This window comes from Shinella sp. CPCC 101442, assembly GCF_024704725.1.
Classification (GTDB): Bacteria; Pseudomonadota; Alphaproteobacteria; order Rhizobiales; family Rhizobiaceae; genus Shinella.
The window spans coordinates 1-20,030 of record NZ_JALIQS010000001.1 but is presented as its reverse complement, the minus strand read 5'-3'; the positions used below and the strand labels follow the sequence as shown (position 1 = coordinate 20,030).

Genomic DNA, 20,030 nt, shown 5'->3' with positions numbered 1-20,030 from the left:
AGAAAATGGCTTTCTTGGAGGAGCAATGATCCATCTTCACAGGACAATCGAACGTCCCGCTCCCGGTCTCGTGAAGGCTCTTGGCGCCTATTCACCGGCAACGATTCACGAAGCGCAGGGACGGCGCGGAGCGTTGTCGTCACGTATCAAGCCGGTCAATCCGGACATGAAGCTGTGCGGGCCTGCCTTTACCGTTGTCTGCGCGCCGCGCGACAACATCATGCTTCAGGTCGCGATCTCCTATGCGTCGCCGGGGGATATCATTGTGGTGTCGGCAGGCGAGTATGAGGAGGCGGGTTCATTCGGCGACGTTCTGGCCAACGCGTGCCTGGCTGCCAAAATCGGCGGACTTGTTACCGACACGGGTGTCCGCGACACGCTGCAATTGCGCCAACTCGGCTTCCCGGTCTTTTCGCTCAGCGTGTGCATCAAGGGCACTGTCAAGGAAACCCTGGGGGCGATCAATCAGCCCATCGTCATCGGGGGAGAAACCATCAATCCGGGTGATGTCGTCGTGGGGGACGCGGATGGCGTTGTCGTCGTCAGGAGACAGGAAGTCGCGGATGTCGTGGAGCTGTCGCGTACACGTGAGGAAAACGAGGCCGGCTACATAGCCGCATACAAGGCCGGAAAGTCCGTCATCGAGGTTAGCAATCTGGAGGAGAAGCTCCGTGAAAAGGGCTTCGTGATTGGCGCCTGATCAAGGCGTTTGGAGCGCCGTGGCCCAAGAGATTTCACCGCGGAAGTTCAACAAAAGGGGAATGACATGACCGATCTCAAATCACTCGTTCTGGCAGGCGGCATCATTGCAGCAGGCATGGCTTGCGCGACGCCAGTCAGCGCCGATGTGTTGAAGGACATCAAGGACCGCGGCAATTTCATATGCGGTACTCTCGGCACATCCGAGCCGTTCAGCTTCCAGGACGCCACGACGCGCGCCGTGGTCGGATATGAGATCGATTTGTGCCAGGCGATCGCTGATAGCCTTGGCGTTCCGCTTGAGCTGAAGCTGATCTCGGTCGAGGCGCGCATCCCGGAGCTGGTTGCCGGTCGCGTGGATCTCGTCGCGGCCAACTTGGGTTGGAATCCTGAGCGTGCGCAGCAGATCGATTACTCCAATCAGCATTTCGTAAGCATGCAGAAAGTACTCGTCCGCGCCGATGCCGGCCTGAAGTCTTCCGACGAATTGGCGGGAAAGCGCGTTAGTGCCGTTCGTGGCTCCAGTTCGGAGCGTGGTGCACGCGAGCACATCAAGGATGTGAATGTCCTGACCTTCAAGGACGGCGGAAGCGCGTTTCTTGCCGTTCAGCAGGGGAAGGTAAGCGGCATGGTCTCCTCGGAGATGGCGCATATCAAGCTTCGCGATGCTGCCAAGAAGGACGGCGGCGTCGAGGTGATGATCCTTGAGCCGGCATTGTTCGCAGAGCCATGGGGCCTTGGCCTTCGCAAGGGCGAAGATGCGTTCAAGGCGCATGTGAACAAGGTTCTGGCGGATCTCGAAACCTCCGGCAAGTTCGACCAGATCTTCGATAAGTGGTTCGGCGTGGAAACGTCGTTCGGCGGCCTGAAACGGGCGTTCAAGATCGAGGAAATCACGGAGTAAAATCGTTGCTCCGGAAGCAGCCCGCTCGCGGGCTGCTTCTCCAGTACGTTTCCGTCGCGGCTTTGAACTCGCGTCCGTAGCGGGAAGGCCAAAACGAAGTGAGATGAGGCCATGCAATACAATTTCGATCTTGGCGTCATCTTCCAAGAGCAATATTTCAGCCTCCTCGTTTCGGGTTTTTCCACGACGATCATGCTGACACTGACTTCGCTGTTGCTTGCGTTTCTTGTCGGCAGCCTGCTTACGGGACTCCGGTTGACGGGCTGCCGGAGTGCCGACGTGTTCGTCGCCCTCTATGTGGCATTCCATCGCAATGTCCCGATGGTCGTGCATATTCTGTTTTGGTATTTCGGCGTCGCAGCGTTGCTGCCTGCGACCATGACCGACTGGCTCTACAGCCACAATGCCGAATTTCTGATGGCGATGATTGCGATCGGCTTGGTGGGGTCGGCCTATATATCGGAGGATTTGCGCAGCGCGGTTCGCTCCATTCCTGCAGGTCAGACAGAGGCCGCACGGGCGCTCGGACTGAACTACGTGCGCACGCTGCGCAGGATCATTTTGCCGCAAGCGTTTCGCATCGCCATTCCACCTTTGGTGAACCAGACGGTACTGATGTTCAAGAACACCAGTCTGGCGATGGCGATCGGCGTACTCGAACTCACCGCAGCCGGACGTGAAATCGAGAACTATACTTTTAAGACATTCGAGATTTACGTGGTGATCACCGCTTTCTATCTCGTGTTCTCGTTGTTCATCATGTGGGGCGGCGGAGTCCTGGCAAGCCGATATGCGGCAGTTGTGCGTGACTATGTCGCGCCGGTGAAGGCAGGTTGAGGATGATCGAGATTATCCAGAACAACTGGCTTCTGCTTCTCGTCGGGTCGTATCCGCACGGTCCAGTAGGCGGGCTCGTCGCGACACTAGGAATGGCAGTGACCAGCATATTGCTGGCATTGCCCCTGAGCATCCTTCTCGCCCTCGGTCGTATCAGCCCGTTTGCCGTAGTCCGCTTGCCTGCGACCGCTGTAGTCTATGTGGTGCGCGGTGTGCCGCTGCTGATGTTCATCTTTTGGGCCTACTTCCTCATTCCTCTGGCCACCGGCACGCCGGTGCCCGGATATGTGATCATGGTCATCACGCTTGCGTTCTATGAAAGCGCCTACTTGGCGGAGATCATCCGCGCCGGCATTCAGGCACTGCCCGCCGGCCAGTATGAGGCGGGACGCACTCTTGGCCTGCCATATCTCAAGGTGATGCGCGTGATCATCCTTCCCCAGGCTCTCTTCAACATGCTCCCGAGCATGCTGAACCAGTTGGTTTCCACGGTGAAGGAGACATCGCTGGCTTACATCATTGCCACGCAGGAACTCACCTTCGCGGCGGACCAGATAAACAACGTCCTGTTGACCAAGCCGTTCGAGGTGTTTGGGCTTCTGGCGCTGACCTACTTCGCGCTGAACTTCGCTCTCACCTCCATCGCGAAGTTCGCCGAGAATAAAATCAACGACAAGCGTTCCGGCGCCTCATCGACAGTCGAGAGTGTAGCGGCATGATCACGTTTTCCAATGTTTGCAAATGGTATGGCCAGTACAAGGCGCTGGATGGCATCAGCGCTACCGTCAATCGCGGGGAGGTGGTTGTCGTTTGCGGGCCGTCCGGTTCCGGGAAATCCACGCTGATCAGGACGATCAATCGCCTCGAGGCGATCCAATCGGGCGATATTCATGTGGATGGCGTGAATGTAAATGCGCGGTCCACAAACATCGACGAGCTGCGCACGCATATCGGTTTTGTGTTCCAGCAATTCAATCTCTTCCCGCATCTCAGCGTTCTGGAGAACCTGACGCTGGCGCCGCTCGAACTGAAGAAGACGAAAAAAGCGGAAGCTCAGGAACGGGCGATCGAATTGCTGACCCGTGTCGGCCTGGCGCATAAGGCGAACGCCTACCCGTTGCAGCTTTCCGGTGGTCAGCAGCAGCGCGTGGCGATTGCGCGAGCTCTAGTCATGCGGCCGCCGGTTATGCTTTTCGACGAACCGACAAGCTCGCTCGACCCGGAAATGGTGGGGGAGGTGCTTCAGGTCATGAAGGCGCTTGCCAGCGACGGCATGACGATGGTGTGCGTCACGCACGAAATGGGGTTTGCACGCGAGGTCGCTGACCGCGTCTGGTTCATGGATGAGGGGCGTCTGATCGAGACTGCGACGCCTGAGGACTTCTTCGCAAATCCGCAGAGCGAGCGCGCAAGAAAGTTCTTATCCGAGATTCTCTAGGGCGCGTGATCCCGGGCACCGCAAAGTCCTGGATCAGGACGGACATGAACGGTGCCCTGCGCCAATCTTAAACCAGAAGGACATTATCGTGACTGAGTTTCAAGCCGCCTCCAGGGTGAACCGCATCAAGCCTTCGCCGAGCTCACTGGCGTCAGCGCGGGCGCGCGACCTGAAGGCTGAAGGGCGTGACATTGTCGATCTCACGGTCGGAGAACCGGATTTCGACACGCCTGAGAATATCAAGGCAGCGGGTATCGCGGCCATTCAGGCCGGTGATACGAAATACACTGCGGTCAATGGAACGGTGGCCCTTCGAAAGGCGATCCTGGCGAAATTCGAGCGCTCTCTTGGCCTTACCTACACGCATGAACAGATATGCGTCGGCGGCGGAGCCAAGCAGATCATCTTCCTTGCGCTGATGGCCAGCGTGGAGAGCGGTGCCGAAGTCATCATTCCCACTCCGTATTGGGTGTCCTATCCGGACATGGTCCTGGCCAACAACGGCAAGCCCGTTATCGTGGACTGCACCGAAGGCAATGGTTTCAAGCTCACGGCCGAAGCGCTCGAAGCCGCCATCACACCGAACACACGCTGGTTGATCCTGAATTCGCCGTGCAATCCTTCCGGTTCCGTCTACATGCGGGAAGAGCTGACCGCTCTTGCGGCTGTGCTGCTCAAGCATCCGCACGTCTGGGTGCTTGCCGATGAAATCTACAATGAGGTGCTGTTCGATACGGAGGCGGACATCAACCTGGCGATTGTCGAGCCGCAGTTGAAGGAGCGGCTGTTCATCGTCAATGGTGTTTCAAAGACCTATGCCATGACGGGCTGGCGCATCGGATACGGTGTTGGTAACGCTCGGCTCGTAGCGGCGATCAACAAGCTGCAGTCGCAGATGTCTTCCTGCCCATCGTCAATCAGTCAGGCAGCCGCCGTGGAGGCGTTGAATGGCGACCAGAGCTTCATCGTCGAGGCCACGAGTGTCTATCGGGCGCGGCGCGACCTTGCCGTCGGGCTCCTGAATGCCGTGCCCGGTCTGCGATGCCCGTCCCCGAACGGTGCTTTCTACGTATTCCCGAACTGCGCCGGCGTTCTTGGTAGGATGACGCCGGACGGCAAGCGGATCGAGAGCGACCTCGATTTCATCCTCTATATGCTCGAAAGCGTCGGCGTTGCTGCCTTGCACGGCAGTGCATACGGGATGCCGGGATATTTCCGACTCTCAATCGCCACCTCCGAGGAAACGATCCGGGAGGGGTGCCGCCGTATCGCGGCTGCGGTGACGGGGCTGAGATAACGTCGATTCAAGAGAAATGATTGAGAAGAATAGGAGCCACGCAAATGAGTGGTGACGTATTGCGTAGGAAGCTGGCGAGCGGTGCGAACGTGACGATGTTCAATCCCCATCACGTTTCAAGCGGTCTGGCGGCCCGTCTCATCGAGCTCGGAGCGGATTCCGTTTTCCTCGATTGTGAACACGGCACCTGGGGTTTCGATGATGTCCGCGCCACGGGGCAGATCGCACGCTCGGTTGGCGGTTCGGCGATCGTACGGCCGCATTCTCATGAGCGGCCTGTCATCATTCGCTACCTGAATGCCGGCGCAGACGGTATCATGGTGCCAATGGTTGAAACTGGCGAGCAGGCTCGCGCTGTCGTTGAGGCTGTGCGCTATGCCTTGCCGTCGGACCACGCGAAGCGCCTCGTCGTTGCGATGGTCGAAACGACGGCTGCGATCGACAACCTGGAAGACATGCTTTGCGTGGACGGCGTAGACGTCTTTTTCATTGGTCCCGGTGATCTTTCCCAAGACATGGGTTTTGCGCCGGCGCCGCCGTTTGGCGAGCCCCGTCCTGCCGAGGTGCTCACCAAGGTCGCCGAGGCCGTCGACAAGATTCGCACCGCCGGAAAAGTCGCCGGTACACTTGCCACCCTCGAGGAAATTCCACACTGGCGCGCCAAAGGTGTGCAGTTCTTCTATGTGCATTCCGATCCGTTCCTGCGGCTCGGGCTGACTGCCGTTAAGAGCGCGCTTGCCGGCTCCGCCTGAGTGCATTTCGTCTGACAACAAAGCTGTACGTGCCGCGCTATCCATAAGGGAGGAGCCGCACGTCGCCGGAGATCCTTTCATGAGCTCAATCGAAATTCTTCAGGTTGGCCCTTATCCCTCGTGGGACGAGGAGCGGCTGAACGCGACCTTCAATATGCACCGCTATTTCGAAGCGGCAGACAAGATGGCGTTTCTTGCCGAACGCGGCGCAGACATTCGCGGTGTCGCGACGCGCGGCGAGCTTGGCGCCGGTAGGGCAATGATCGAGGCGCTGCCGAAGCTGGAGGTCATTTCCGTCTATGGCGTCGGCTATGACGCCGTGGACTTGGCAGCCGTCCGTGAGCGTGGCATTCGCGTTACCAACACGCCCGATGTGCTCACGAAGGATGTCGCCGATCTCGGTGTCGCGATGATGCTCGCGCAGGCGCGCGGCATGATCGGCGCGGATCGTTGGGTTCGCAGCGGCGACTGGGCCGGCAAGGGCCTCTATCCGCTCAAATCTCAGGCGCATGGAAAGCGCGCCGGCATTCTCGGCCTCGGCCGTATCGGCTTCGAAGTCGCCAAGCGGCTTGCCGGTTTCGACATGGACATCGCCTATAGCAGCCGCACGCCGAAGGATATTGCGGGGAACTGGACCTACATCGCTGATCCCGTCGCACTCGCCGAACGCTCGGACTTTCTCTTCGTCACACTGTCCGCCTCCGCCGCGACGCGTCACATCGTTGACCGCAAGGTCATTGAGGCGCTTGGCCCTGAGGGCATGCTGATCAACATATCTCGCGCCTCCAATATCGACGAGGATGCGCTCCTCGACGCGCTGGAGACAAAGGCGCTCGGATCCGCGGCGCTCGATGTCTTCGAGGGCGAGCCGAAACTCAATCCACGTTTTCTTTCGCTCGACAACGTGCTGCTCCAGCCACACATGGCTTCTGGCACGGTGGAGACCCGAAAAGCGATGGGAAAGCTCGTCTTCGACAACCTCTCGGCCCATTTCGACGGCCGTCCGCTCCTCACACCGGTTCTGTGAGGGCGCGATGAAAGCGATCGTCATCCATGCGGCCAAAGACCTGCGCATCGAGGAACGGGAGCCGGGAGCACCCGGCCCCGGCGAGGTGGAAATTCGCCTCGCTGTCGGCGGCATTTGCGGTTCGGACCTGCATTACTACAATCACGGTGGCTTCGGCACGGTGCGCTTGAAGGAGCCGATGATCCTCGGGCATGAGGTCGCGGGCCACGTCGCGGCCCTAGGCGAGGGCGTTTCGGATCTGGCCGTCGGCGATCTCGTTGCCGTCTCGCCTTCTAGGCCGTGCGGCGCTTGCGACTATTGCCTGAAAGGTTTGGCGAACCATTGCTTCAACATGCGCTTCTATGGCTCGGCCATGCCCTTCCCGCACATTCAGGGCGCCTTTCGGGAACGGCTGGTCGCCAGCGCCAGTCAATGCGTGAAAGCTGAAGGCCTTTCCGCCGGCGAGGCCGCGATGGCCGAACCGCTGTCCGTGACCCTGCATGCCACACGCCGAGCCGGCGAGATGCTGGGTAAGCGTGTGCTTGTCACCGGTTGCGGTCCGATCGGTACGCTCTCGATCCTCGCCGCCCGCCGCGCTGGTGCTGCCGAGATCGTCGCCGCCGATCTTTCCGAACGGGCGCTCGATTTTGCGCGCGCGGTGGGCGCGGACCGCGTGATCAATCTGTCGGAAGACCGCGAGGGTCTTGTTCCGTTCAGCGAGAACAAAGGCACATTCGACGTGCTCTATGAGTGCTCGGGCGCACAGTCCGCCCTCGTCGCCGGCATCCATGCATTGTGCCCGCGCGGCGTTGTCGTGCAGCTCGGTCTTGGCGGCGAAATGACCCTGCCGATGATGGCGATAACAGCCAAGGAACTGGACCTGCGCGGCTCTTTCCGCTTTCATGAGGAATTTGCGGTCGCGGTAAAGCTGATGCAGGGTGGTCTCATCGACGTGAAGCCGCTGATCACCCATACGCTGCCGATTGCGGATGCGCTCAAGGCGTTCGAGATCGCCTCGGACAAGGGCCATTCGATGAAGACGCAGATCGCATTCTCCTGAGGAAGAAACCCATGAGCACGCACCTTTTCAACCTGACGGGCAAGCGCGCCCTCGTCACCGGCTCCTCGCAGGGTATCGGCTTAGCGCTGGCGAAAGGCCTTGCCGCAGCCGGCGCCGAAATTGTCCTCAACGGTCGCGACGAAACCAAGCTTTCAGCCGCCGCAAAGGAACGCGGTGCAAAACACACGCTCGCATTCGACGCCACCGACCACGAAGCGGTGCGCAAGGCGGTCGATGCCTTTGAGGCAGAGGTCGGCGCCATCGACATCCTCGTCAACAATGCCGGCATGCAGCACCGCACGCCGTTGGAGGACTTTCCCGCCGATGCCTTCGAGCGGCTCCTGAAGACGAATATCTCGACGGTGTTCAATGTCGGCCAAGCTGTTGCGCGCCACATGATCACGCGCGGCGCGGGCAAGATCATCAATATCGCCAGCGTGCAGACGTTGCTCGCCCGCCCGGGCATCGCGCCCTACACCGCCACCAAAGGCGCCGTCGGCAATCTAACCAAGGGCATGGCGACGGACTGGGCAAAATACGGTTTGCAGTGCAATGCCATCGCACCAGGCTATTTCGACACGCCGCTGAATGCCGCGCTCGTCGCTGACACCGACTTTTCGGCATGGCTGGAAAAGCGCACGCCGGCTGGCCGCTGGGGCAAGGTGGAAGAGCTTGTCGGCGCCTGCATCTTCCTCTCCTCCGATGCTTCCTCCTTCGTGAACGGACATGTGCTCTATGTCGATGGCGGCATCACGGCTTCCCTTTGATATGGCCGATCTTTCCAATCCAAGACGCATCGTCCTGATGGGCGTCGCTGGCTGCGGCAAATCGGCCGTCGGCGCGGCCCTCGCCGCTCGTCTCGGCGCGACCTATATCGACGGCGACGATCTGCATCCGCCTGACAATATCGCCAAGATGAGCCGTGGCGAACCTTTGACGGACGACGACCGCTGGCCGTGGCTGACGCGCGTCGGCCGAACACTCGCGGAGCCCGAAAGCATTCTTGTTCTCGGCTGCTCGGCGCTCAAGCGCCGCTACCGCGACCATATTCGTCTGGAGGCAGGCGCGCCGGTCGCTTTCGTCCACCTTTCCGGCAGCAAAACGCTGATCGCGACCCGCATGGGCGCTCGATCGGGCCACTTCATGCCGACAAGCCTCATCGAAAGCCAGTTCGCAGCGCTCGAACCGCCAATGGCAGACGAAGCCGCTACAACTGTCCACATCGATGCGGCGCCGGAGGTGATTGCCGACCAGATTATCGCTCAACTTGGCTTTCAATAAGCAGCGCCGCTTGCACAAGTAATGTCGAGAGCTGCATTTTCCGCGCGGGAATGCGAAGGACGCAAAGCGTCGAAATGGCCGAAGCCTCGCTGCACCAGTGATGATGGCCAGATGCCTTGGGGCTTTTTGTCGAAGCAAGGGCTTCTCTTGTCAGAGGCGTTAAAGCCAGCCTGAAACGAAAATGTTAGGTGCCTTCGCTATCGGCAGCGGCAGCTTCAAGACATTGAAGGGCTGCGGGATGCTTTCTCAATCACTAAAGGCTCTCCCGGGTGTGAACGTCAAACGGGACAATCCACGTATCCTCGTCGGCAATGACGCCGGCTGTGGCAACCACTTCTGCGAACTACAGGCGGTTGAAAACGTCTCCTCACCGGCATCCGGGATCGACCGCCAGAGCCTGTACCTGCTGGTTCATTCCGGTTCCCGGGGCTTCGGAGCGCGTGTCTTTTCCGACACCCTGCCGCTCGAACCGGACCTGATGTCGGGCTCGATGTCGCGTCTCCGGCCAGCCTCCATTGGCTCGGCCTGCATGACCAATGTATTGCCTGGGCATCGCTCAATCACAGCCTGATCGCGCAAAAGGCGGCATCGGCGCTGAGTACCGATTGCCGTCTGGTGGCCGATGTGCCGCATACACGATGAGCTAGGTCCTGGTGTTGATTGCAGCCTCGTTACAATTTTTAGCGTCTGCCGTTTTTCTGCACGCGCAATGGTGGTGCGTTGCAAAATCAGGCGATGTTGCTGCCCGTATTCCGATCGTTCGATGTCTATGCTGTGATCCCAATGCAAGTTACAGCCGTGCTCCCCTCAGCCGCTTCTCCACCGGGACGGTCACGGTTTCTAGCGACCGAGCATGATATCGGACGCCTTCTCTCCGATCATGATCGCGGCTGCGTTGGTGTTTCCTGAGACAAGGCTTGGCATGATGGAATTGTCGACCACGCGCAGGCTGCGCATTCCCTTCACGCGCAATTGCGGGTCGACAACCGCACATTCGTCGTTACCCATCCGGCAGGTTCCGACTGGATGAAAGACTGTCTTTCCGCGCCCGCGAATATAGGCTGAAAGTGCTGCGCCGTCGCCCAGGTCCTTTCCAGGATAGGCTTCCGTCTTCTCGACGAATGGTGCGAAAGCCGGTTGCGCGAGGATGCTGCGGGCGACCTCAAGTCCTTTCAGGGAGAGGCGCATATCGTCCGAATCTGACAGATAGCGCGGGTCCACGACGGGGTGGGCTTTCGCGTCGCTCGAACGCAGGCGAATTTCCCCCCGACTCTTGGGTCGCAGGACACAGGGGTTGATCGTTGCGCCGGCGCGCCGGATCTTCTGGTTCAGGTAGCCATCGATGAAGACGATCGGAGCGAAATGCATCTGGATGTTGGGTTCGGCGTCTTCGTCGTCGACATTCATGAAGGCGCAGGCTTCGGTCACATTGGACATGGCAGGCCCGGTGCGGAAAAGCAGATACTCCAATCCGTTCTTGATCGCCCGAAGTGGCGAGTCCTCGCCATGATAGCCGTGTCGGCCGGTGCAGAACCGTATCGCGGGAAACTCCATGTGGTCCTGGAGGTTCTGGCCAATCTCTTCGCGGCGTTCCCTGATCGTTATTCCGTGGCGTTTTAGTTCTTCCTCTGGTCCGATGCCAGAAAGCATCAACAGTTTCGGGGTTTGTATCGCTCCGCCGGAGAGGATGACTTCCAAGCCGGCATGAACCTGCGTGAGGCGACCGCGTTGGAGATATTCGACGCCGGTCGCCCGATCTCCCTCGAAAAGGACCCGCGTGACCAGGCAACCGGTCTTGACGTCGAGGTTCCCGGTCTTGTGGGCCGGTCGCAGATAGGCGGCGGCCGCGCTGCACCGCCTTCCATTCCGTGTTGTCGTCTGGACCAAACCGACACCGCGCTGCCGCGCGCCGTTGAAATCCGACGTATAGGGGATCCCCGCTTCCTGCGCACTGCGTACGAATGCGCGCGTCAGGTCACTGACGTGACGCAGATCCGAAACGCCGAGCGGGCCTCCGCTGCCATGATAGGCATCGATCAGCCTGTCATTGTCTTCCGCCCGAATGAAATACGGTAGGACATCGCGATACGACCACCCTTCCGCGCCGCCTTCGGCCCATCCGTCGTAGTCGGCGCACTGCCCGCGAATGTAGACGGTAGCGTTAACCGAACCGCCGCCGCCCAGAACATGCCCCTGCGGTAGGATCGGTGCGCGCCCGTCGAGCGAAGGTTGAGGTTCGGTCTGATAGTGGTGGAGCAGTTTCCCATCCAGAAGCTTCACGAAGCCCGCCGGGATGTGGATCAAGGGGTGCCAATCCGACGGCCCCGATTCCAGGACCAGGACTTTTGCCCCGGCCTGTGCGAGCCGACCCGCGAGCGTCCCTCCGGCTGAGCCTCCACCGACGATGATATAGTCCGTCACTTGCCTGTCTCCAGGAACTCACGCACCTTCGGCAGGACAAACTCAGGCGCTTCGAGGGTCGGGCTGTGCCCCACTTTCGGGACGACTACGACTGTAGCGTCCTTGAGGTGTGACGCGCATTCCTGCGCCCATTCGGGCGGACGCTGGAAATCTTCCTCACCATTCACCAAAAGAACGGGAATGTTGATCTTGTCGAGGAGATGCAATGCGTCCTCCCGCTCAATCACGCCTTTCATCGCCGGAAGCAGCCTGCGCGGTACGGCACTGATGCGATCCTCCCATAGCGTGACCAGCGCTGCTTTGGCCGGGTCGCTACGGGTCGTTGCGCCGAGCATGATTTCCATGGTTTCGTCGAGCGCCTTGTTGATGAAACCCATCTCGCCGGCACGCCCTACCCAGGCGCGCAGCCGCTCGATTTTCGCTCGATCTTCTTCTTGCACGGAGGAACCGAGCATAATGAGCATTGAGAAAAGCTCTGGCCGAGCCGCGACCATGCGCGCAGCGACGTCGCCACCCATCGATTGCACGATGAGGCGGATATCGCGAAGTCGGAGATGTTCGATCAGCGCCAACATGTCTTCGGCGCAATCGTCCATGGATATGATCGGAGCGCCGGAAAGGTCACTGCGGCCCTGTCCGCGAAACTCGGGACGGACGATCCGGTATTCCTCTGAAAAATAGGCGACGAGGCCATCAAACATCCGGGAATCGAGGAACAGCGAATGCAGGCAGAGTATGACGGGCAAATCGGGCTCGCCGCTGTCCTCGACATAGAGGTTGGTGCCGTTCACGGCGATGAGGGAGGGTGTCATGGGATTTCCTGTTCGATTGCAAAAATGGGAAGGGATCTATCGGCGATGCGTCAGGACATGACAGTCCCACCGTCGACATTCAGCGTCTGGCAGGTGATGAAAGCGGCGTCGTCGCTTGCAAGGAAGACGGCGGCGCCCGCCAGATCATGCGGCTGGCCCATCCGCCCCATGGGAACCGCACCGATGAAGCGTTGCGTCGGCTCGCCGACCGGCAAGCCCATGCTTTGCGCGTAAAGCTGATCTACAGTCCTCCACATAGGGGTATCGGTGATGCCCGGCGCGATCGCGTTGACTCGGATGCCATGCGGGGCCATCGCAAGGCCTGCGCTCTGGGTATAGCTGATGACAGCTGCCTTTGAGGCGCAGTAGTGGGCTACGAGCGGCTCGCCGCGCCGTCCCGCCTGCGAGGCGACATTGACGATCGCCCCTTTGACGTCGTGCTCGATCATCTGGCGCAGTACCGCCTGCATGGTGAAGAACATGCCCTTGACGTTCACACCGAACACCCGGTCGAAGCTTTCGACGCTCGCCTCCGTCACCGGCGCCAGATCGAAGATCGCTGCGTTGTTGAACAACCGGCTGATCGGCCCGCGCTTTTCCGTGGCTTTGGCGATCACGGCGCGAACGCATGCCGCATCGGCGACATCAGCTGCAACATAGTCGAGCTGCGACCGGTGAGCTTTCAATAGTGCTTCGATGGCTTCGCCGGGGGTGTCTGCAAGATCGATCGCCGTGCATATGGCACCTTCCGCGAGATAGGCGGCGAGTACGGCCAGCCCGATCCCGCCACCGGTTCCGGTCAGAAGCGCGTGATGTCCAAGAAGGCGTCCCGTATTCGCCATGTTATCCTCCTGCATGTTGTTGCTATTTGATGACCACAGGGTTTACCGGCGCGCCCGAGCCGTTGACGACCTTCAGCGGTGCGGCTGTATAGAGGAAGGTCCATTGCCCATCCTGGACGCAGTCCGCGGCCAGATCGTCGAGGGCGGCGATTTCGGTGAAGGCGACGCCGAGATTGCGCATCAGCGCGCAATGGAGCGGGATCATCACGCCGGTTTCCGGCTCCAGCGTCACCTCGTTGGCGATGGTATCGGTCACAAGGTTTGGGATCTCCATATCCCGGAACCATTCGACCAGCGCCGGACTGAAGGTGAGACCCGGTTCGATGAAGTCGGCGTAGAACTCGTTCGGGTCACGACGGTAGAAAGAGCCGATCCAGCCGGTGCGCACGAGCAGGACGTCGTGCCTTTCGATGCGGACGCCTTGCGCCTCGGCAGCGGCCATCAGGTCGCCATGGTCGAAGGTCTCACCTTTGCCGAGGACATCCTTGCCGCGATGGCGAGCCATGTCGATCAGGATGCCGCGCCCGACAATACCGCGCTCCGCGAGCGGCAGGACACTGGCCTTGCGCATGCCGCCGGCCGTCGTTTTCGCGTCGAAGCCATTGTAGATATGATCGTCGTACCAGACATGGCCAAGTGCGTCGTACTGGGTGGAACCCTGCAAATACATGATCATCAGGTCGTCGGCGAATTCGTGGCATCCGGGGATGTCCGGTCCGTGACCGCAGATGAAGTCGCCCTTGTCCATAAGGTTGAAACGTTGCGCTCCGCGGCGGCCCGGCCAGACGGGATCGCCTCTCGGGTCGCCCATACGGACCTGCAGCGTGAAGGTCTTGCCTGAGCGAACGGAGGCAACGCCCCGTAGCACCTCGGCCGGCGTCAGGTAGTTGAGAGCGCCAACCTCGTCTTCGGTGCCCCATTTTCCCCAGTTCGTCGGCAGGCCGGCCATGAGTTCGCGCATATGTGGCACGGCTTTCGCATCGATATCGGCATTGCACATGAAGGTATTTCCTTCCCCATTCAGGATGTTTCGCGCGACGTTGCGAGCAGAACGGCAAACAGCACGAGACCGCTTGCGATGTAGCGAAGGGCCGGGCTGAAGCCGAGGGTGATGAGCAGGTTGGTCAGGAGCGTGAAGATGATCGCGCCGAGTACCGTTCCTGCGAAGCTGCCCTGTCCACCACTGAGTGACGCGCCGCCGATAACGGCTGCGGCTACCGACATCATCGTGTAGGGCGCGCCGAGCGATAGGTTGACGCTCCCGGCAAAGCCAAAGAGCACGACACCGGCGAGTGCTGAAAGGATGCCGCTCGCCATATATGCCCCGATGACGACGCGGGCCGTTGGTACGCCGGCCGCCCGCGCGGCGCGTATATTGGACCCGACGAAATAGAGCATTCGGCCGTAGCGGCTGTACCTCAAGAGCAGCGTGAGGGCGATGGCGAGCCCTGCGGCGACTATGACGATCCATGGAACGCCCCAAAAGCGGCCGACACCGAGCGTCTCGATGAAACGGCCCGGCATGGAGGGAGCGCGCGCCTGGGCATAGACCAATCCGAGACCTTCGACGGCGAAGGACACGCCGAGCGTCATGATCAGCGGGTAGAGCCTCAGGACTTGCACACCGAGCCCGTTGAGGAGGCCGATTGCCGCGCCAAGGATCAAGGCGGCGGCCACTGCCGGCGCGAGCGCGCCGTCGGACGTGCCGCCGATGCCGGAAACCAGCAGCGCCGCGCAGGTCATGATCGTGCCGACCGACAGGTCGATGCCCTGGTTGCCAGACAGGATGACGAGCGTCTGGCCGGCGCTGGCGATAGAGAGCATAGCCGCGATGGACAATACGCTCCACAGGTTGGTGGCCGAGAGAAAAGCGGGGTTTATGACGAAGCCCGTGAGCGCCAGGCCGGCGATGATGGTGAAGCTGCCCGCATGGGGAAATAGCAGAAGTGTCCGGAAGGTACCGGCTTGCCCCTCGGAGGGGATAGGACCGGAGGTCTTTGCCTCGTTCATGCGGCTTCTCCTCTTCTGATGGTGCTGAGGGTGAGGGCGATGCGCGCATCCTCGGTGCGGTCGATCGAGCGGCGAAGCAGGACGACGCCCGCCAGACCGCACAGCAGCACAGTGCCGACGATGAATTGCTGGTAGAAGGGCGAGAGGCCGATCCCGAGCGCGAGTTCGCCGGTGATGCCAATGAACATCGAGCCAAGGATCGCGCCGATACCACTTCCAGAGCCGCCCATCAGCGCGACGCCGCCGATGACCGCGCCGGCTATGGTCAGCAGCGTGTAGGGCTGACCGATCAGCGGATCGCCTGCGCCGATGGTCAAGGTCACGAAGATGCCCGAGAGCCCGCAGAAAAGTCCGGCAAGGATGTAGGCACAAAGCCGCGTTCGCAGCACCGGCACGCCGGAATTGAAGGCCCGTTGCGGATCACTTCCAGTGCCGCGCAGAAGCAGCATGAAGCGGGTACGCGCGAGGACCTGCCAGAGTGCAACAAGCGCAAGAAGAGCTACGAGGGCGTTCGGCACACCGAGGCTCGATCCGTTCATCATCGTCACCGCGCCGATTGGCGCCATTCCACCCGGTGCAGGCTGAATCTGCAGGCTAAGGCCGAGCAGCACGAAGGACATGGCGAAAGTAGCGAGCAAGGCGTTTATCTTGAGGACGGCGATCAACAGGCCATTGGCGAGGCCGATCACGGTCCCCGTCAGAAGCGCTGTGGGCAGAACAAGCCAGAGCGGCCAGCCGAGACCGAAGAGGGCGATCGCCACCACGTTGACGAGACTGACGGCCGCGCCCGTCGACAGGTCGATGCCACGGCCGACGAGGACAACGGTCTGAGCGAGCACGGCCGCCCAGAGGCCGAGCTGCGAGGTCGACCAGCCGATCAGACCCGCTGGTGAGACAAGGCCGGGATTGATGATCGCCGCCAGGCCGAGACCAAGGCTGGCGAGGGCGAGCGCCGGGATGGCGGAATGGCTGCGCAGGCGCGGCGCGGCGGAGGGGAGCGCGCTCATGCCGCTTTCTCCTGTTTCATGTAGGCGGAGACGATTGCTTGGGCCGAAAGGCCGCCTGTGGCCCGGTCGAGATCGGCGACAACCGCGCCATCATCCATGACGAGCACCCGGTCGCAAAGATCCGCGAGTTCCAGATCGTCCGAGGACGTCACGAGGATTGTCGTGCCCTTTGCGGCAAGATCACGAAAGAGCCGGTGCACGTCCGCACGCGCAGCGACATCGATGCCCTTCGTCGGGTCTTCCGCCACCAGCAGCGCTGGATCAGCGAGAATGCATCGGGCGATGAGAACCTTTTGCTGGTTGCCGCCCGACAGCGAACTCATCGGCATGTCCAGGCCGGCGTAGCGCGTCGAGAGCAGTGAGAGCGCAGCGGCAAGTGATGCGTCGTTCGGCCGGTCGGCGCCTCGGGCGACAAAGGGGGCGAGCATGTTCTCGCGGATGCTGCGCGCCGCAAATACGGTTTCGTCGCGGTCTCCGCTGACGAAGACGATTCCCGCACCTGCCGCGTCGGTCGCTGCGCCTAAGATGGGGCGCTTCCCGGCAACGGAAATGTCAGGTTCGGTGGCAGGCCGGGTGAGGCCCGCGAGGATACGAAGCAGCACCTTCTGACCCTGGTCGGGAAGTCCGCCAAGACCGGCGATTTCGCCCGCGGCGAAGGAAAGCTGAAGTGAGGCCTCGCGCCGGCCGAGACGAAGATTGTCGATCTTCACGGCGGTGGGCCGATCTGTCGCCGCCGATCGGTTCGCAGTTGCGACAGAGGCGGAAGAACGCCCGCCCGCCCAACCGACCAGGTCGGCGTCGCTGACCGCCTCCAACCGTTCATCCGCCACGCGTCGGCCGTTGTGAAGGACGGTGATTGTCGAGCAGAACCGGCGAAGTTCGTTCAGGCGGTGGCTGACGAAGAGCGCGCCACCTCCGTCAGCAAGATGCCTGTCCAGCAGTTGGGCGAAGATATCGACTTCGGAGGCGTGCAGTGTCGTCGTCAATTCGTCGATAACGATGTAGCGCGGCTTGAGATAGAGCGCCTTCGCCAGCTCCACGAGATACTTCTCACCCGTCTGGAGCGCGTTCGCCTTGACGCCGCAGAAATGCTCGAGGCCGATCTCGGCGAGATGCCGACGAGCATCGGCGTAGAGACGCCGTCGATCGGTGAAAAGGCCGAAATGGCGCGGTGCGTCGCCGATGACAACATTTTCAGCGACGCTGAGATCGGAAAGCAGGCTAAGTTCCTGGAAGGTGATGCCGATACCCAACATTCGCGCGCGTCGGGGAAGGGCGGTGCCGAGGAACTGGCCGTCGATCTTGACTTGTCCGCCGGAGGGCGCGACCGCGCCGCTGACGATGCGCGCCGTTGTGCTCTTGCCAGACCCATTGCCGCCATAGAGCGCACGGCATTCGCCAGGCTCGACCGTCAGCGAAACATCATCCAGTGCACGCACCGGGCCATAAATTTTGGATATATTTTGAAGGCGCAGCGCCATTGTCTTCTCCTCTCCGTGACGGTCGGAACCGGGCCCGTCTGTTGCATGGCCCGGCTCCGTCTCGGGAGAAACGTCACTTGAAGTAGTGCTTGCGGATGCCGTCGGCGGACATGAAACTGTCGATCGAATAGTTGTCCGGCTTGCCGTCGAGCAGTTTCAGCGCCTCGTCGAGCGAGATGCATTTCGTCGTTTCCGTGCACCAGTTCCGCCCGGTGTTCGCTTCCCGCTCGATAACGTAGGGCTCGGGAACGACGATCGTGTTCTTGTAGGAGGGGTTAATCGGGTTGGCGACGAGTGCCTCGGTATTCAGCGTGTTGCCGCGCAGGAGTTCCGTGGCGATACGCAAGGCGTCCGCGCCAACGCCGGGCGGATTGGCGACGACCACGCTCAACAGTTCCGGCGTGTCCTTCCAGTATTTGAGATAGGAATGCACATAGTCGCCGGTCATCGGCTTGAGCGGCACGCCAGCGGCGGTAAATGCGCGGATTGCCCCTTCCGGCATGACCTCCTGGATCAGTACGCCGTCGATATTGTCGTGGGCGGCGAGCAGGCCGGTCATGGCTTCGCGGGCGGTTGCCTGATCCCATTGTCCCGGAACGGAGGCCAGCAGTTTCACGTCCGAGTTTTTCGCCAGCACCTCGTCACGGGCGCGCACGCGCCAGTCGTTGGCGGTGTTGCCTGCAAGTCCTTCGATTGCGACGATGTTGCCCTTGCCATTCAACGTCTCGACCAGCCATTGCGTCTCGATGCCCCAATATTGGGTGTGATCGAGCGGGACATTGAGAACGTCCGGCATGTCGAGCGGATTGTCGACGACGACGACCAGCACGCCTGCTGCGACGGCACGGGCGACGACTGGCTTGAGGGCTTCGCCGGAAACCGGGTTGATCACCAGCGCGTCGATGCCGCGCGACAGAAGCGAATTGATCTGGGTGATCTGTCCGTTCGCGCCGCTGGTGGAGTTGACCACGATGACGTCCTTGACGTCGCCGTCAGCCTTTAATTCGGCGGCGACGGCCTCGATATCGGCTACGAACTGGGCGCGCCAAGCGTTGCCGATGAAGCCGTTGGACACGCCGATGGTAAATGGCTTCTCATGTCCAGCGGCATTTTTCAGGAATGGTAGGTCCTCGCTCGCGGCCGGAACGGCTGCAAGCGTGATCACGCCGGCAATTGCCAGCCATTTGGTCAATTTCATGATGTCCTCCCGATTGAATGCGATAGCAGGTCCTCTCCTCAGTCCCTGTGTAATGGTGATATATTATATATCATGTAGGATTTGCAAGGTGTTTGTTGCGTCTGGCGGCTTGCAAATAAAATATATGATATATAATGGTATGGAGCGAAATGGGAGAACTCCGATGACCTTGAAAGACCCGAGCCTGCTGCGTCAGGCAGCACTGGTTGGCACGCGCTGGATCGAAGCCGACGGCAGCGGCATCGCGGTGAAGAACCCGGCGACGGGGGAGCTTGTCGGCTATGTGCCGAAGCTCGGTGCTGCGGAAACCAAGGAAGCCATCGACGCGGCCGCCGTCGCCCAGAAGGGCTGGGCGGCGCGCACGGCCAAGGAACGCTCGGGCATCCTGCGCAAGTGGTTCGAGCTGATGATCGACAACAAGGACGATCTCGGCCGCATCCTCACCATGGAACAGGGCAAGCCCCTGGCCGAAGCCACCGGCGAGATCGTCTATGGCGCAAGCTTCGTCGAATGGTTCGCCGAGGAAGCCCGCCGCCTCTATGGCGATATCGTGCCCGGCCACCAGAAAGACAAGCGTATCCTGGTGATGAAGCAGCCGATCGGTGTGGTGGCGGCCATCACGCCCTGGAACTTTCCGAATGCCATGATCACCCGCAAGGCCGGCCCGGCCTTTGCCGCCGGCTGCGCCATGGTGCTGAAGCCCGCCTCGCAGACGCCGTTTTCCGCCATCGCGATTGCCGTGCTGGCAGAGCGTGCCGGCCTGCCCGCCGGCCTGTTCTCGGTCATCACCGGCTCCGCCCGCGAGATCGGTGCGGAGATGACGGCGAACCCGACGGTGCGCAAGCTGACCTTCACCGGCTCGACGGAGATCGGTGCGGAACTCTACAAGCAGTGCGCCCCGACCATCAAGAAGCTCGGCCTTGAGCTTGGCGGCAATGCGCCCTTCATCGTGTTCGACGATGCCGATCTCGATGCGGCGGTGGAA

21 protein-coding genes are annotated in these 20,030 nt (G+C 61.0%); 13 read left to right on the top strand and 8 right to left on the bottom strand.

Going from position 1 to position 20,030, the window contains the following annotated elements; all coding sequences use genetic code 11:
* Positions 1-25 precede the first annotated feature (25 nt).
* From MUO32_RS00105 to MUO32_RS00050, 12 genes are all read left to right on the top strand, one after another.
* Positions 26-700: a 4-carboxy-4-hydroxy-2-oxoadipate aldolase/oxaloacetate decarboxylase gene (locus MUO32_RS00105; protein ID WP_257946209.1), complete on the top strand. Its 675-nt coding sequence runs from the start codon at positions 26-28 to the stop codon at positions 698-700.
* A gap of 66 nt (positions 701-766) precedes the next feature.
* Positions 767-1,603 (top strand): ABC transporter substrate-binding protein, encoded by an 837-nt coding sequence (locus MUO32_RS00100; protein WP_257946208.1) that lies wholly within the window; start codon positions 767-769, stop codon positions 1,601-1,603.
* Between the two features lie 111 nt (positions 1,604-1,714).
* Positions 1,715-2,440, top strand: a complete 726-nt coding sequence (locus tag MUO32_RS00095; protein ID WP_257946207.1) for an amino acid ABC transporter permease — start codon at positions 1,715-1,717, stop codon at positions 2,438-2,440.
* 2 nt (positions 2,441-2,442) lie between these two features.
* Positions 2,443-3,159, top strand: a complete 717-nt coding sequence (locus MUO32_RS00090) for an amino acid ABC transporter permease (protein WP_257946206.1) — start codon at positions 2,443-2,445, stop codon at positions 3,157-3,159.
* Positions 3,156-3,878, top strand: a complete 723-nt coding sequence (locus tag MUO32_RS00085; RefSeq protein ID WP_257946205.1) for an amino acid ABC transporter ATP-binding protein — start codon at positions 3,156-3,158, stop codon at positions 3,876-3,878. The genes MUO32_RS00090 and MUO32_RS00085 overlap by 4 nt, the downstream gene beginning before the upstream one ends.
* Positions 3,879-3,966: 88 nt before the next feature.
* Positions 3,967-5,175 (top strand): aspartate transaminase, encoded by a 1,209-nt coding sequence (locus MUO32_RS00080; RefSeq protein WP_257946204.1) that lies wholly within the window; start codon positions 3,967-3,969, stop codon positions 5,173-5,175.
* Positions 5,176-5,219: 44 nt separating this feature from the next.
* On the top strand, positions 5,220-5,927 hold the full coding sequence (locus MUO32_RS00075; protein WP_257946203.1) for an HpcH/HpaI aldolase/citrate lyase family protein: 708 nt from the start codon (positions 5,220-5,222) through the stop codon (positions 5,925-5,927).
* Positions 5,928-6,006: 79 nt separating this feature from the next.
* Positions 6,007-6,954, top strand: a complete 948-nt coding sequence (locus MUO32_RS00070; RefSeq protein ID WP_257946202.1) for a 2-hydroxyacid dehydrogenase — start codon at positions 6,007-6,009, stop codon at positions 6,952-6,954.
* A gap of 7 nt (positions 6,955-6,961) precedes the next feature.
* A complete protein-coding gene (locus MUO32_RS00065) occupies positions 6,962-7,993 on the top strand; it encodes an L-idonate 5-dehydrogenase (RefSeq protein WP_257946201.1) in 1,032 nt (343 codons plus the stop codon).
* A gap of 11 nt (positions 7,994-8,004) precedes the next feature.
* Entirely contained in the window at positions 8,005-8,760 is a 756-nt protein-coding gene (locus MUO32_RS00060; RefSeq protein WP_257946200.1) for an SDR family oxidoreductase, read from the top strand.
* Between the two features lies 1 nt (position 8,761).
* Positions 8,762-9,274 (top strand): gluconokinase, encoded by a 513-nt coding sequence (locus MUO32_RS00055; protein ID WP_257946199.1) that lies wholly within the window; start codon positions 8,762-8,764, stop codon positions 9,272-9,274.
* Positions 9,275-9,455: 181 nt separating this feature from the next.
* Positions 9,456-9,845, top strand: a complete 390-nt coding sequence (locus MUO32_RS00050) for an RtcB family protein (protein ID WP_257946198.1) — start codon at positions 9,456-9,458, stop codon at positions 9,843-9,845.
* 269 nt (positions 9,846-10,114) lie between these two features.
* Here the strand turns inward: MUO32_RS00050 and MUO32_RS00045 are convergent, their stop codons facing one another.
* The 8 genes from MUO32_RS00045 to MUO32_RS00010 all read right to left on the bottom strand — a co-directional run bounded on the left by MUO32_RS00045 (position 10,115) and on the right by MUO32_RS00010 (position 19,045).
* Positions 10,115-11,695, bottom strand: coding sequence for a GMC family oxidoreductase (locus MUO32_RS00045; protein ID WP_257946197.1), 1,581 nt, complete (start codon positions 11,693-11,695; stop codon positions 10,115-10,117).
* Positions 11,692-12,507, bottom strand: coding sequence for an alpha/beta fold hydrolase (locus MUO32_RS00040; protein WP_257946196.1), 816 nt, complete (start codon positions 12,505-12,507; stop codon positions 11,692-11,694). Before MUO32_RS00040 ends, MUO32_RS00045 begins: the two co-directional genes overlap by 4 nt.
* A gap of 50 nt (positions 12,508-12,557) precedes the next feature.
* Positions 12,558-13,349 carry an L-iditol 2-dehydrogenase gene (locus MUO32_RS00035; protein ID WP_257946195.1) on the bottom strand — a complete coding sequence of 264 codons (792 nt, stop codon included), beginning with the start codon at positions 13,347-13,349 and terminating at the stop codon, positions 12,558-12,560.
* Between the two features lie 22 nt (positions 13,350-13,371).
* Positions 13,372-14,349 (bottom strand): cyclase family protein, encoded by a 978-nt coding sequence (locus tag MUO32_RS00030; protein WP_257946194.1) that lies wholly within the window; start codon positions 14,347-14,349, stop codon positions 13,372-13,374.
* Between the two features lie 20 nt (positions 14,350-14,369).
* A complete protein-coding gene (locus MUO32_RS00025) occupies positions 14,370-15,359 on the bottom strand; it encodes an ABC transporter permease (protein WP_257946193.1) in 990 nt (329 codons plus the stop codon).
* Positions 15,356-16,366 carry an ABC transporter permease gene (locus tag MUO32_RS00020; RefSeq protein ID WP_257946192.1) on the bottom strand — a complete coding sequence of 337 codons (1,011 nt, stop codon included), beginning with the start codon at positions 16,364-16,366 and terminating at the stop codon, positions 15,356-15,358. The genes MUO32_RS00025 and MUO32_RS00020 overlap by 4 nt, the downstream gene beginning before the upstream one ends.
* Positions 16,363-17,847, bottom strand: coding sequence for an ATP-binding cassette domain-containing protein (locus MUO32_RS00015; RefSeq protein ID WP_257946191.1), 1,485 nt, complete (start codon positions 17,845-17,847; stop codon positions 16,363-16,365). Before MUO32_RS00015 ends, MUO32_RS00020 begins: the two co-directional genes overlap by 4 nt.
* 73 nt (positions 17,848-17,920) lie before the next feature.
* Positions 17,921-19,045, bottom strand: coding sequence for an ABC transporter substrate-binding protein (locus tag MUO32_RS00010; RefSeq protein ID WP_257946190.1), 1,125 nt, complete (start codon positions 19,043-19,045; stop codon positions 17,921-17,923).
* Between the two features lie 163 nt (positions 19,046-19,208).
* On the opposite strand from MUO32_RS00010, the gene MUO32_RS00005 reads away from it, so the two are divergent.
* Positions 19,209-20,030: aldehyde dehydrogenase family protein (locus MUO32_RS00005; RefSeq protein ID WP_257946189.1), on the top strand; the 822-nt coding region annotated here is incomplete at its 3' end.

Bases quoted from the DNA above. Each gene is read 5' to 3' on its own strand.
- MUO32_RS00025 (WP_257946193.1), bottom strand. From the start codon at position 15,359: ATGAACGAGGCAAAGACCTCCGGTCCTATCCCCTCCGAGGGGCAAGCC.
- MUO32_RS00010 (WP_257946190.1), bottom strand. From the start codon at position 19,045: ATGAAATTGACCAAATGGCTGGCAATTGCCGGCGTGATCACGCTTGCA.
- MUO32_RS00070 (WP_257946202.1), top strand. From the start codon at position 6,007: ATGAGCTCAATCGAAATTCTTCAGGTTGGCCCTTATCCCTCGTGGGAC.
- MUO32_RS00035 (WP_257946195.1), bottom strand. From the start codon at position 13,349: ATGGCGAATACGGGACGCCTTCTTGGACATCACGCGCTTCTGACCGGA.
- MUO32_RS00085 (WP_257946205.1), top strand. From the start codon at position 3,156: ATGATCACGTTTTCCAATGTTTGCAAATGGTATGGCCAGTACAAGGCG.
- MUO32_RS00090 (WP_257946206.1), top strand. From the start codon at position 2,443: ATGATCGAGATTATCCAGAACAACTGGCTTCTGCTTCTCGTCGGGTCG.
- MUO32_RS00050 (WP_257946198.1), top strand. From the start codon at position 9,456: ATGTTAGGTGCCTTCGCTATCGGCAGCGGCAGCTTCAAGACATTGAAG.
- MUO32_RS00060 (WP_257946200.1), top strand. From the start codon at position 8,005: ATGAGCACGCACCTTTTCAACCTGACGGGCAAGCGCGCCCTCGTCACC.
- MUO32_RS00075 (WP_257946203.1), top strand. From the start codon at position 5,220: ATGAGTGGTGACGTATTGCGTAGGAAGCTGGCGAGCGGTGCGAACGTG.
- MUO32_RS00020 (WP_257946192.1), bottom strand. From the start codon at position 16,366: ATGAGCGCGCTCCCCTCCGCCGCGCCGCGCCTGCGCAGCCATTCCGCC.
- MUO32_RS00095 (WP_257946207.1), top strand. From the start codon at position 1,715: ATGCAATACAATTTCGATCTTGGCGTCATCTTCCAAGAGCAATATTTC.
- MUO32_RS00040 (WP_257946196.1), bottom strand. From the start codon at position 12,507: ATGACACCCTCCCTCATCGCCGTGAACGGCACCAACCTCTATGTCGAG.
- MUO32_RS00055 (WP_257946199.1), top strand. From the start codon at position 8,762: ATGGCCGATCTTTCCAATCCAAGACGCATCGTCCTGATGGGCGTCGCT.
- MUO32_RS00015 (WP_257946191.1), bottom strand. From the start codon at position 17,847: ATGGCGCTGCGCCTTCAAAATATATCCAAAATTTATGGCCCGGTGCGT.
- MUO32_RS00065 (WP_257946201.1), top strand. From the start codon at position 6,962: ATGAAAGCGATCGTCATCCATGCGGCCAAAGACCTGCGCATCGAGGAA.
- MUO32_RS00105 (WP_257946209.1), top strand. From the start codon at position 26: ATGATCCATCTTCACAGGACAATCGAACGTCCCGCTCCCGGTCTCGTG.
- MUO32_RS00100 (WP_257946208.1), top strand. From the start codon at position 767: ATGACCGATCTCAAATCACTCGTTCTGGCAGGCGGCATCATTGCAGCA.
- MUO32_RS00030 (WP_257946194.1), bottom strand. From the start codon at position 14,349: ATGTGCAATGCCGATATCGATGCGAAAGCCGTGCCACATATGCGCGAA.